Below are 12,013 nucleotides of genomic sequence, written 5' to 3' on the forward strand. Positions count from 1 at the left end.
AGTCGGCCAAAGGGTGAAACCCTCAGCATAGGGCTGCATCCCTACTCTGTGTTACGAAGTCTCTGCTCCGATTAACCCACCACAAAAGCACCTCAACCAATTGAGAAATGCTATAAGTGACATACTCCCAAGGCACCTGATGATTTAGAGATGATTTCAAGTTAACTTATTTTGTCCTAAGCTAAGCTGATCTAGCTGGAGCAGTATCTTAGACCCTAGGGTAATACCGAACAGCCACAAAAGATGGTTGTTATGGTCTAACTATTTATGTATTTCACTCAGGGCAAACGCATCTAAAATTATAGAAGCCTTACTCAGAAGCAATGCAGCGCTTTAATCAGGGGGTTTCCACCAGTCGCTACTGCATCAAGACAAAAATTTCAAAATTAATCAGCAAAAATTAATCAGCAAAACTACCTATCCTATGAATCTCATATCCAGTAGGCATTTCAAAATAAGATGCGTCTACCCTGCGTCCTACCCTAAAGTTAAAAAACGCTAATCATCCACCAAGCTATAAAATTAGCTAAAGCAATTAATTCAATTAAAATAACCCAATGATAAGCTTAGAACCAGGAGATTCTATTAAAGACGGCGACTATACCATCCAACGTGAATTAGGAAAGGGAGGCTTTGGAACGACTTACCAAGCTACTCGTCACTTACCCGATGGTCAGGAAGAGATTGTTGCCATAAAAATTGGAAGAGAAGAACTACCCGATAATCAACGAAGCGAAAGAGAAAAAAAATTTAAAGATGAAGCGCAGCGACTCAACCAATTTAACCATAACCATATTGTTAAATTCATAGAGTACTTCTATGAACCAACAATATATCGTCCTTGCATCGTGATGGACTATATCGAAGGAGAGAACCTACACAGACTCACTCAACCAGGGAATGGAATTCCAGAGGAACAAGCCATCAAATATATTCAGCAAGTTGCCGATGCCTTGACAGCAATGCATAAGGTTAAGTTGATTCATAGAGATGTCAAGCCTAGTAATATTATGGTAAGACATGGAACTGAAGAAGCAATACTGATTGATTTTGGGATCTCCCGGGAATTTGTTCCTGACCGGACAATAGAGCTAACGCGACAATGGTCGGAACGTTATGCTCCACCCGAGCAACAACTACGCCGCTTTAAAGCAGGCCCACCACTTGATATCTATGCCTTATCCGCCACCTTCTATTTCTTGTTAACCGGACGCCAACCAGTTAGTAGCAGAGACCGGGAACATGAATTAAAAAGATATAGAAAAGACCCTCAAAAACAAGATGTGGAAAACTTCGTCACCAACAAAAAATTGAGAATAGCAATTCTCAGAGGTATGGAACTAGATCAACAGCGAAGACCTCAGTCAATCTCAGATTGGCTAAAATTACTAGAGTCTCCAGCAATAATAAGTCTAACTGATAGGTTTAGACCTATTGTTGGATATATATTTAGTTTTAGTATTGAAGCTCAAGTTAAAGTTTTATTGACAATTTATAAACTTATAAAATACAGAGATTTATACAGCTTAGAAAAAGCTATCAATCTATTTGAGCAAAATCAAAACAACTATCAAGGAAACAAAGAATTTGAAGAACTCTTTAGTGAAATAACTCGTAGATATGCTCAAGACGTATTAGCTCTAAGCGGAGAGCCAGGAGTTCGTAAGGGAATTGAAAAGTTGGAAGAAATTCAGCAAAGACTGGAGAATAACTTCGACATTGAAAACCTGCCGGAAGATGATATCATCGCTCAGGAATATAAAGATGTTAGTGCTCTTCTAGAGCAGATGATAAATTCCCGTAACGGTAACAATTAGGATTTTCATGTATTATTTAAATAACAGCCAAAGCAATTATCCCCAATAAAGCCAAAGCTGATACAATTGTAGAAGCACCTTTCTTATCCTGAGATAAATCCTCCTGTTCTTCAATCGGTTCTTTAATAGTTTCCCAGCACGCCTCTCTAATGGTCGCACTCCACTCACTGCCCATTTCTGAAAACCAAAACACATTAGGATCACCAATAAATGGCTGACGGTTAATGGTTTGCTCTTCACGGTTGACGGAAATTGGGTGACGGTTAATGGTTGAGCCTTGACGGTTAATGGTTGGCCTTTGATGATTGGTTAATGGGTGACGGTTATGGTAGTATTCGGACTGATATCGGTAAGTATCAACAATAATTGGTTTGGCCTGATCACCAGTAACGGTATTGTTTTTCTGTGACATCGATTAACACCCGATTCTCAAGGTTGACAAGGTAAGCATTCAGCTAAGGCACTAGCTGCTCAATGCTGAGTGCTAATAGCTGATTTCTAAGTATCTATAGACTTATCGGGTTAATCACCAAGAATTATGCAGAAAATTTTCAAGACCAGTAAGCTGTCAGCTGTCAGTGGTCAGCGGTCAGCGGTCAGCGGTCAGTGGTCAGCCGTCAGTGGTTAGCAGTCAGCGGTCAGCCGTCAGCCGTGAGCTTTTAGCTCACGCTACTTGAGGTGCCGTCAGCTTATTTTATTTAAAAGCACCTCAAGTACTGTGGCACAGGCTTCCAGCCTGTGACCTAACCCATAAGCTAATCGCTGCTATTAGCCTAGCTGAGAGCTGAGAGCTGATAGCTGATAGCTGTTCGCGTAGCGTGCGCGTAGCGCATACGCTTACCCTAAACCTATCGCCTCAAATTAACATAGCGAGTCAGAATCCGAATGATCTCACCCTCGACAGGGGAAGGAATCGGCGGGGTCCACGCTATGACTTCGGCAAAGCGAAGCACGTGCAATTGGTTAATCACACTCTCAACACCTTTGGGTACACCACAGGCGAGGAGGCGGACTGGGGTTTTGCCCTGAGGGACATCATAGATCGGAGCTTTGATGAGCTCTGGAAGCGATGCAGCGCGGTCTTGGGGGTTTCCCCCATGAGCGACTGCATCAAGACAGGAACGTGGGTTTACCATGTATATATCACCTTGTTTCTTTGGTGGTGGAATAGCGATCGCACAGAGGTTGTCGAGCCATAGAGTGCGATCGCTTTGTGCTGGCGAGGGAATTGCCAATCACTGTAACTGCGTACTTTTATAGTATATCCTATCTTGGCCAGTTTGTCAACACTTTGAGTTTAAAAAAAAATTAGAGAAGTATTATTTTCAACAATTCATGCTGCGAGCGGTTACAATCAAACGTAACGACCGTTTAGTATGGTAAGAGGTTAAACACTAAAGTGGTAATTCACTGGAAATTGGCAGTAGTCATGGCTGAGCGCAACATCAGCAACAAAGACCTAGCTGAGATAATTGGAAAGCATCCTAACTCCGTTTCCAGGCTCAAACGGCATCGCCGTCTACCTAGAATTGACGAAGATATACTCAACTCTCTGTGCAAAGCACTCAAGTGCCAACCAGGGGACTTGATAGTCTATCAAGAGGATGAACAAGACCCCTAAAACGGGAAATTTACCGGTAATCGGAAATCGCAAATCGCAAATCGGTAACCGGTAATCGGTAATTTTCCCTGAGCCTTAGCCATCAGCGCGTTATGGATGGGCCCAAAATATAGGAGCCCCTAGCTGTCTGGTGAATCGTCTCTGCAATTTTTTTAGCCACCTTTTCACTAGTCCAGTAGCTGTCGTGAGCACTGCCACCATTGATTAATGCTAAAAATGTCGATTGTATCGGTTTAGCGACATTTTCTAATAATCCAGAACCGTAGGTAAGTACATCTTCAAGTTTGATCACTTTGTCATACTCATCTACTAATTTGGGTAACACTCCTTCTAGGGGCCAAGCAATGGGATCCCCCGGATGTACAAAGTTTTGCCAGGGTAACGCCACTCCTTGTTGAGTCAGACTTCCCAGTAATTCCTTTAGTTTGGAACTAATATCATGGGTACTCCCCTCTCTGGTGTTGCCAACAATATGGATCAGAGTAAATAGGGCAATCGGTGAACCCATGGTATGAACACTAGCCAGAGGAATAGCACTGTCTTGCTCCGATTCGATGCCCAAAATGCTTTTGCGAATCTCCTGAATACTCTGATGACCAGGTATACTTGGGTCATCCCATCGACTAGCAAACAACACATCAAATAGGATAATCGTTCCCCAACTGTGAGTAACTAGGTGCAAACGATCCTGATCTTGGTATCCTTCCAATCCCTGATAGGCTTGTTTACTCATCTGCTCAATAGCCAGAGAGCTAACATGTCTGCTGAGGTAGAGAGCCCCGTCTCCAACGAATTGTAAGATTTGCTTTTCACGGAAGTCTCTGAACCAGAATTCATTCCACACCTTCGATGCATTCAATGCTGCTACTAGTTCCTTCTCCTGCTCAATTACCACATTCCCCCAGTACAGAGGGATCTTTTTGAGTTGAACGGATGACTCAACATTATTTTGAATCAGATCGAAAAGCTTGTCAGCGTATTGGGGTGTTTCTCGATCTTGGCGAGTATTGACACCATGTATAAACAAAATGTAGTCAGTAGCCACGGATCACCCTCTCTTTTATGGAATTTTATAGATGATTCCATCAGTTTATGCGATCGCGTACCCTACCCGACCGCGATCATGGATTCCTGGTAGGGAGTAGAGAGTAGGGAGTAGAGAGTAGGGAGTAGAGAGTAGGGAGTAGGGAATATGGCATCAAAAATTCTCACAATTCGTAAGCATTCAGCTATCAGCGTGTCGCGTATCAGCTATCAGCTAATGCGCTACAGATGGTGCTACTTGAGGTGCTATCAGCCAAACGCGAGTGCGTGGCCATAGGCCAAGGCTTATGGCACCTCAAGTAGCGTGGCCATAGGCCAACGGCTGACAGCTAAATGCTTACCTTTCAATTCTGATTAATCTCGAACTATTAGGTGCGACCCGTGGCGAATTTAATTCTTAATGGGTCAAGGGCACCTTTAAATTCTTCTGTTCGCGTAGCGTGGCCATAGGGCAAAGAGGTTTATTTTAATTAAGCTGAACGCTGTTCGCGTAGCCCATATGCTTCCCCTCAGACTCATAATGGTAGTTCAATGGTAGTTTTCAACTTTTACTCTAATTATTTATTAGACCTCTTGCAAAAGTCTTTTTATGATAGTGTTTACGTCAATTATTGTCCACTATTCCCAGATCCGCTGTTCCTTCCGACTTCTGCCGCGAAGTCTATTTAGGCTGTGCTTATCTAAATGGAATTATTGTTCGATTATGTTTTTACAAATATAAGATGCACCAGATCTAATTTATGTCTTCTGTATCCTATAAAAAAAACGCAAATTTATTAGAATAATATTAAGCCCTAATCAGGTAGTATGGTAAAATAGTTTCGCTATCTATTTGTGCCAATTCAATCTGCTTTTTGGTCAGATTTTTAGCTCCTTGGAGGTTAGCCCCTCTTAAATCTGTACCGTGGAGATTAGCTCCTTCTAAATTTGCCTCTTGCAAGTTAGCTTGAATCAACGATGCCCGCTGTAAATTAGCATTCCAGAGGATTGCCTGTTCTAGCTTAGCGCTCCTGAGAAATGCCCCTTCTAGGTTAGCATCAGATAAGCAAGCGTCTGTCAAGTTAGCTTTGATCAAGTATGCTCCTTGGAGGTTAGCTTGATTACAGTCTGCCCCTTCTAGATTGGCTCCGATCACATATGTTCCTTTTAGATTAGCCTGATTAAGATCAGCTCCTTGTAGTTTGGATCCATTAAGGTATGCCTCTTGCAGGTTTGCTTCTGTTAAGTTTGCCCCGATCAGTGTGGCGTGACGTAAATCAATTTTATCATCTTCGAGCTCTTTTGAGCTGTCGCGCCTGCCAATAACCGTCAGGGCACCTTGAATATCAATAGGAAGTTTTTGGTCTTCTGTAATTGGAAGAGGACTGCATGAGTCATTGATTTGCTTTTGCATCTCTACATGAATCTTCCCAGGGGACTGATATCGCACAAATGTCGATAAAATTTCCATGATTTTCCAGTGGTCTTGGGCAGAAACCTTAGCAATTCGTTCTAGGGCATAAATTCCACCTAGCCGCAGGGCAATCTGATCAGAACTCAGCCACTCAAGGGCATTATTCAAGCATTGAATCATTTGCCTGTCTTCTGAACAGATAGCCTTTTTGTCACTTATACCAGTCTTTTCTAAATCGAATGAACGCTTGCTTAAGTAGTAAATTTTCAGCAAAATTACTAGTCCTATAGCCATTATTAAAACAGCTATATAAAAAACAATTCGGTCTTTTTCATCTACTTGATTCAGTAAAAAAAATAGTTTATTGAGTTGGGATTCTTCAAGAAATCCATCAAGGAAATTTATGGGAAATACCACAAACCAATATAACGAAGCAATCCCTAAGTATACTAATCCACTATAAATCAAAAAAACAACCATTTTGAACCGTAACGGGTGATTTTTTGCCTGGTTTACCTTGAGTTTCATGCCTTGTATTATCCTTAACTCAACTGGTAGACTTTATTAAATCACCATCTTGTGAATATTATGTGAATAAATCAAAAAATCTAACTAACGAGCTATTTCTATATACAGCGGATCTGGGAATCGGGAGTCGGGAGCGGTGCGACCCAAGGGCGATTTACTCGCCCTAGGAGGCGCGCACCGAGGGAATCGGGAGCGGTGCGACCCAAGGGCGATTTACTCGCCCTAGGAGGCGCGCACCGAGGGAATCGGTAAAAGCGGGAAATGGGGAGAATTATCCCGGGAATTATTGTGTATTTTGATACATATGGGTAGATTTTTTTCGGACATACTTATGTATTTTGATACATATTTTGATTAATTTATACGTAATAAACGTACCTACTCGCCCCTTTTTAAAAAACCTACCCTTGTAAGCATCTCCCCAGGGAGCAGGTCTTGCGTTGCTGAAACATTAGTACTATTTCCGTAAGCATTCAGCTATCAGCTATCAGCTATCAGCTATCAGCTATCAGCTATCAGCTATCAGCTATCAGCTATCAGCTATCAGCTATCAGCTATCAGCTATCAGCTATCAGCTATCATTTATCAGCTATCAGCTATCATTTATCAGCTATCAGCTATCATTTATCAGCTATCAGCTATCATTTTTCAGCTATCAGCTATCAGCTATCAGCTATCAGCTATCAGCTATCAGCTATCAGCTATCAGCTATCAGCTATCAGCTATCAGCTATCAGCTATCAGCTATCAGCTATCAGCTATCAGCTATCAGCTATCAGCTATCAGCTATCAGCTATCAGCTATCAGCTATCAGCTATCAGCTATCAGCTATCAGCTATCAGCTATCAGCTATCAGCTATCAGCTATCAGCTATCAGCTATCAGCTATCAGCTATCAGCTATCAGCTATCAGCTATCAGCTATCAGCTATCAGCTATCAGCTATCAGCTATCAGCTATCAGCTATCAGCGATTAGCGCTATGGGCACGCTACTTTACGAACAGCTTTTGAATACAATAAGCTGACCACTAACGGCTGACCACTAACGGCTGACCACTGACGGCTGACGGCTGAATGCTTACCTATTTCCGATTAGCGCAAGCTTAAACCCGGGAGCTATAGATAATGTACAAATATTCATAGGTGACATGCTCCCCCTCAGACCTATTACCCATTACCTATTACCCATTACCTATTACCGATTACCCAAATAAGCGTACAAATGTTCTGCATAAGTGACATGCTCCCATCTCCCCATCTCCCCATCTCCCCACCTCCCCACACCTCCCACACTTCCCACACTTCCCTCTCTTTTCCTACTCCCTACTCCCTTTGACTAATCAACGGAATAGAATCGGATAAATCTGACGCCAAGCTAGCCTAGAAAACACAGCAGTACATACCAACAACCAGATTAATTCTAAAAACCAGAACTCTGGTAACCCTAAAGGCCAACGTAACAAATCAACTATCGATGATAGGGGTAAAATAGCAACAACATAACCCAGTCCAGTGGGTAATGTATCCCTAGGAAAATAAGTACCACAGAGAGTAAACATTGGTATCATAAACAAGAAAATTGGCACATTAATCTGATCAACAGTACGCACCGTTCCGGCTGTAAATAGCCCAATAGCACTAAACAGCATACTCCCCAAAATAATTACAGGAAAAGATACCAGCAATTGCCAGCCAGAGTAAAGTCCCCAGATCACCGCTACTAACCCTGTGATGGTACCAGCTAGAGCTCCCTTTGTAGTTGCCCATAGCCAATCTCCAATAAATACTTCCATGAAAGTCAACGGTGCTGTCAGCAGTGCATGCCAAGTTTTTTGAAAACTCAAGCGAAAAAAACTCCCAAATGCTCCCTCAAAGAATGACTGAAATAGTACCCCAAGTCCGATCATTCCAGGAGCTATAAAGTTCAAGTAAGATGTGGGTTGACCATAGTAAGAAACATCTCCCACTAGGGGAGTTAAACCATAGCCAAAGGCAATCAGATAGATTATAGGTTCAGAAATTGGGAGTAAACTATTGACTAGCCAAGTTTTTTGATACACTTTGGCATGACGATGCCAGACCGAGTAGATACCCCAAAATGTTACAGAAATTCCTTTCATTTTTATTTTAAGATTTTACAAAATTACTAATTAATTATTAACAGAACTTACCCATTGCCCCCTAAATCCCCCAATTCTGGGGGACTTTGACATCATTCCCCCCTAAAATTATGCCCAACTAAACTTCGTAAGTCCTAACTAATTACAAATATCCCAATATAAGATATTACAATTAGTAAACCGGATGTTGATAGTAAACCTGTCTAACTTAATCAATCCAATGATGTTCCGGTCAGTCGTAAAAATACATCTTCTAAGTTGGTGCGGCGGCGGGTTAGACTAACAGATGGAATCGTATTTAGGTCCTGCCAGAGAGGTTGGGGATTGTCCATAGGTAATGCAATCAGATAGTTACTGCCAAAGGTGCGATACCAAGTTCCGTACTGAGTCGCTAATTGTTGCAGGATATCTGGCGAGATTCCCTCAATCTCCACTAGCTCTTTACCAACAGTGCGCTCAATCAGGTCATCGGGGGTACCTTCGTCAATCACCTTACCCTGCTGAAGTAAGATTAAGCGATCGCATAACCGTTGTGCTTCATCCATATAGTGAGTAGTCAACAACACCCCACACCCCTGATGTTTCAGGTGAATCACCAGCTTCCAAAAATCCTGCCGTGCATCCGGGTCAAGTCCTGTAGTAGGCTCATCTAAAAACACGACTTGGGGATGATTAATCAAGGCTCGTGCCAATACCAAACGCCGCTTCAAGCCACCAGATAGCTCATCAATCCGCCGCTGAGCATAATCCTGTAGCCCCACGAGCTCCAGTAACTCCCCTGCTCGTGTCCGAGCTGACTTACCGGTGATCCGGTAGTGGTGGGCAAAGACAACCAAATTCTCAAATACGGTGAAGTCCGGGTCAAGATTATCCTCTTGAGTAACAATCCCCATGGAAAAACGAACCTGTCGCCCTTGAGAATGTACCTGATATTGACCCAACTGTACAAAGCCACGACTAGGCACAACTGCGCCGTAGAGCATTCCCACCGTAGTCGTTTTACCCGCACCATTCGGTCCAAGTAAACCCAAAACTTCCCCAGGATTTAGGGTAAAACTAACTCCACTAACGACAGTGCGATGCTCCTTTGGAGCCGCTACGCGAACGCCATAAGATTTCCACAAATCGTAAGCCGTCAGTGCTACTCGTTCCGTATCGATTTCAGATGTTGTAAGATGCATAGCTAAGACCACAGATGGGTGGCTCAATTTTGAAGGTTAGCGGGTTGAAGGTTAGCGGGTTGAAGGTTAGCGGGTTGAAGGTTAGCGGGTTGAAGGTTAGCGGGTGAAGGTTAGCGGGTTGAAGGTTGGCTGGTTGGAGGTTGGTCTGAGACACGCAACAGGGGGATAGGCAAGGCACACAGGGGGATAGGNGGTTGGAGGTTAGGCTGGTTGAAGGTTAGGCTGGGTTGAAGGTTGGCTGGTTGAAGATTAGCTGCTTGAAGGTTAGCTGAGTGAAATACCCAAGGATAATCGGTAATGGGTAATGGCTCACGGACCACTGACCCAAGGTTAATTGAGTCTTACTTAAATAAATTCATGACTTGGGTAAATTCATTAGCTTCGCAAAGCCAAAGGAAAAACTTTGCTTTCACTTGTACTACAAAAGTAGTATAACGAGACGTTTTAATGCTGTCAAAATTAATCAAGACACCAAAGATGGATGAAGGGATAGAAATCAGGCATTAAAGCCAGAAAAACAGGTACTTATCAAGTCTTATCTCTATTTATCGTTAATTTCAAAGGTAACCAGTTAACCTGTAAGCATTCAGCGATCAGCGATCAGCGATCAGCGATCAGCGATCAGCGATCAGCGATCAGCTAGCTAACCTTGGCCAAAAGGCCACGCGTTCGCGTTCAACCTTGGCCTTTGGCCACGCGTTCGCGTTCAACCCCCTAACCTTAAACCCACTAACCTTAACCCTTCAACCAACTCCCAAAATCAACTCCCAACTATTCAACCTTCCCGTATCCATCGCTACATCATCCACCACCTGTAATTGCCATACTCCCGATGCTGGTTTATTCAAAACCGACTTCAAACCAGGAGTAGTTTCCACGGAATAGGTTTGTTTTAATAGGCATCGGGGATGAATAGGGAACCTTTTAGGACTATTTTCAGTCTGAACCTTAGATCCAACAACTCTGGTACCTGCTTTACCTTTCCAAGAAGCCCTTAATCGTTTGTGGTAATGGTACTATACCAATAGTTTGGATTTACTCTATTATTTTAGGTAACCAATTCCCAAAGCTATAGTATGGTTTATTCTGGCACTCTTAATCCGGTCAGGCTCGCCTGTTTCGTTGCTCTTCCCGTGATGGCAGCTTTGGTAGTACTGCCACCAGCACAGGCGCAAGGTGCTGATATCCAAGTAGAATCAGACATCACTGACCCCAACAATACCGGGCCGTTGACTCAAGAAGACAGCCTATTGAGTATGCCGGGGGGAGAGCGGATGATGCAAGAGGCGACGAACGCTATTGATTCAGGGAACTATAGCGTAGCGGCCAAAAAACTCCAAGAGGCACGTCAGATATTCAACCAGTTGTCTAACTTTTACCAACAGCTGGCTTCCAGTTTTTCCGGCATTGACAACCGAGTCTACGAGTCTCAACGGCAAAAAGCCCTGGAAACTGCTGAAAAGCGAGATGAAGCTACCTATCGGCTAGCCCTAGTCCATCGAGCCAATGACCAGCCAGAATTAGCTGTGCCCTTGTTAATTCAAATTATTCGGTCTCAAAATCCAACCAGGGAATTGGGAAAAAAATCCTACCAACAGCTGTTTGAGCTAGGATTCGTCGATTCTCCCTTTCCTAGAAATGGCAATAGCCAGCCCACCTCGTCCGCTGGTTCTAATAAAGGCAGTTAAATTGTAAGCTATCAGCTATCAGCTATCAGCCAATGGCCTTGGCCGTTGGCCACGCTACGCGAATGGCCACGCTGGGCGAACAGCTTATGGGCACGCTACTTGAGGTGCTTTTGAATAAAACAAGAGGTAAGCATTGGTTTGATCTGAGTTACGGAAAGCTGACCGCTGACCGCTGACCGCACCTTAAGTAGCGTGCGCGTAGCGCATATGCTTACGTTAAATTTTAGTGTATTTTAGAAATTCCAATAGAAACTGGAATAAAAAAAATGGATCCGATTAGTACACAGCAAGTTGAAGAAAAGATTAAAGAATCGATACCGGATGCTCAGGTAAAAGTAGAAGATTTAGGGGGTGGTAACCATCTCCAAGCCACTGTTGTCTCCTCCGAGTTTGAAGGTAAATCCTTGGTGAAACAACATCAGCTGGTTTATGGAGCCCTAAGCGAAGAGTTGGCAACGGAGGCCATTCACGCCCTAGCTCTAAAAACCTATACCCCCGAAGCTTGGGCTGGCAAGCAGTAAACTGGCCTAAGTCATAATTGGAAGAGTCTAGGATTTCGCGCCCGCTAGACTAATATAATATCGACTATCGAAATAACTATCTAGATATCCCAGGAGTTTAAG

The 12,013-nt window shown here is 43.2% G+C and carries 11 protein-coding genes; 4 read left to right on the forward strand and 7 right to left on the reverse strand.

What is annotated here, in order from left to right:
- Positions 1-557: 557 nt before the first annotated feature.
- Positions 558-1,817, forward strand: coding sequence for a serine/threonine protein kinase (locus tag LYNGBM3L_RS27085; RefSeq protein WP_008188935.1), 1,260 nt, complete (start codon positions 558-560; stop codon positions 1,815-1,817).
- 16 nt (positions 1,818-1,833) lie between these two features.
- Here LYNGBM3L_RS27085 and LYNGBM3L_RS27090 read toward each other — a convergent pair whose 3' ends face one another.
- Entirely contained in the window at positions 1,834-2,229 is a 396-nt protein-coding gene (locus tag LYNGBM3L_RS27090) for a hypothetical protein (protein ID WP_008188937.1), read from the reverse strand.
- Between the two features lie 436 nt (positions 2,230-2,665).
- The gene (locus LYNGBM3L_RS47925) at positions 2,666-3,052 is read right to left on the reverse strand and encodes a hypothetical protein (protein ID WP_008188938.1); all 387 of its coding nucleotides are present in this window, start codon (positions 3,050-3,052) and stop codon (positions 2,666-2,668) included.
- Positions 3,053-3,216: 164 nt separating this feature from the next.
- On the opposite strand from LYNGBM3L_RS47925, the gene LYNGBM3L_RS27100 reads away from it, so the two are divergent.
- Entirely contained in the window at positions 3,217-3,438 is a 222-nt protein-coding gene (locus LYNGBM3L_RS27100; protein ID WP_008188939.1) for a helix-turn-helix domain-containing protein, read from the forward strand.
- A gap of 82 nt (positions 3,439-3,520) precedes the next feature.
- On the opposite strand, the gene LYNGBM3L_RS27105 is transcribed toward LYNGBM3L_RS27100, so the two are convergent.
- From LYNGBM3L_RS27105 to LYNGBM3L_RS38960, 5 genes are all read right to left on the reverse strand, one after another.
- Entirely contained in the window at positions 3,521-4,483 is a 963-nt protein-coding gene (locus LYNGBM3L_RS27105; RefSeq protein ID WP_008188940.1) for a hypothetical protein, read from the reverse strand.
- Between the two features lie 786 nt (positions 4,484-5,269).
- Positions 5,270-6,403, reverse strand: a complete 1,134-nt coding sequence (locus tag LYNGBM3L_RS34315) for a pentapeptide repeat-containing protein (RefSeq protein ID WP_008188941.1) — start codon at positions 6,401-6,403, stop codon at positions 5,270-5,272.
- Positions 6,404-7,741: 1,338 nt separating this feature from the next.
- Positions 7,742-8,521, reverse strand: coding sequence for an ABC transporter permease (locus LYNGBM3L_RS27115; RefSeq protein WP_008188942.1), 780 nt, complete (start codon positions 8,519-8,521; stop codon positions 7,742-7,744).
- A 212-nt stretch (positions 8,522-8,733) separates the two neighbouring features.
- Complete coding sequence (locus LYNGBM3L_RS27120) at positions 8,734-9,702, reverse strand: ABC transporter ATP-binding protein (RefSeq protein ID WP_044495031.1); 969 nt, start codon at positions 9,700-9,702, stop codon at positions 8,734-8,736.
- Positions 9,703-10,445: 743 nt separating this feature from the next.
- Positions 10,446-10,580, reverse strand: coding sequence for a proprotein convertase P-domain-containing protein (locus LYNGBM3L_RS38960; protein ID WP_008188949.1), 135 nt, complete (start codon positions 10,578-10,580; stop codon positions 10,446-10,448).
- A 198-nt stretch (positions 10,581-10,778) separates the two neighbouring features.
- Here LYNGBM3L_RS38960 and LYNGBM3L_RS27130 point away from each other — a divergent pair, with 198 nt between their 5' ends.
- Entirely contained in the window at positions 10,779-11,390 is a 612-nt protein-coding gene (locus LYNGBM3L_RS27130) for a tetratricopeptide repeat protein (RefSeq protein WP_044495021.1), read from the forward strand.
- Between the two features lie 266 nt (positions 11,391-11,656).
- Positions 11,657-11,911 carry a BolA family protein gene (locus LYNGBM3L_RS27135; RefSeq protein ID WP_008188957.1) on the forward strand — a complete coding sequence of 85 codons (255 nt, stop codon included), beginning with the start codon at positions 11,657-11,659 and terminating at the stop codon, positions 11,909-11,911.
- Positions 11,912-12,013: the final 102 nt, after the last annotated feature.

This window comes from Moorena producens 3L (genome assembly GCF_000211815.1).
Lineage (GTDB): Bacteria > Cyanobacteriota > Cyanobacteriia > Cyanobacteriales > Coleofasciculaceae > Moorena > Moorena producens.

Excerpts from the sequence above, each read along its gene's own strand:
- LYNGBM3L_RS27085 (WP_008188935.1), top strand. The coding sequence starts at position 558 with ATGATAAGCTTAGAACCAGGAGATTCTATTAAAGACGGCGACTATACC.
- LYNGBM3L_RS27090 (WP_008188937.1), bottom strand. The coding sequence starts at position 2,229 with ATGTCACAGAAAAACAATACCGTTACTGGTGATCAGGCCAAACCAATT.
- LYNGBM3L_RS34315 (WP_008188941.1), bottom strand. The coding sequence starts at position 6,403 with ATGAAACTCAAGGTAAACCAGGCAAAAAATCACCCGTTACGGTTCAAA.
- LYNGBM3L_RS27115 (WP_008188942.1), bottom strand. The coding sequence starts at position 8,521 with ATGAAAGGAATTTCTGTAACATTTTGGGGTATCTACTCGGTCTGGCAT.
- LYNGBM3L_RS27120 (WP_044495031.1), bottom strand. The coding sequence starts at position 9,702 with ATGCATCTTACAACATCTGAAATCGATACGGAACGAGTAGCACTGACG.
- LYNGBM3L_RS27130 (WP_044495021.1), top strand. The coding sequence starts at position 10,779 with ATGGTTTATTCTGGCACTCTTAATCCGGTCAGGCTCGCCTGTTTCGTT.
- LYNGBM3L_RS27135 (WP_008188957.1), top strand. The coding sequence starts at position 11,657 with ATGGATCCGATTAGTACACAGCAAGTTGAAGAAAAGATTAAAGAATCG.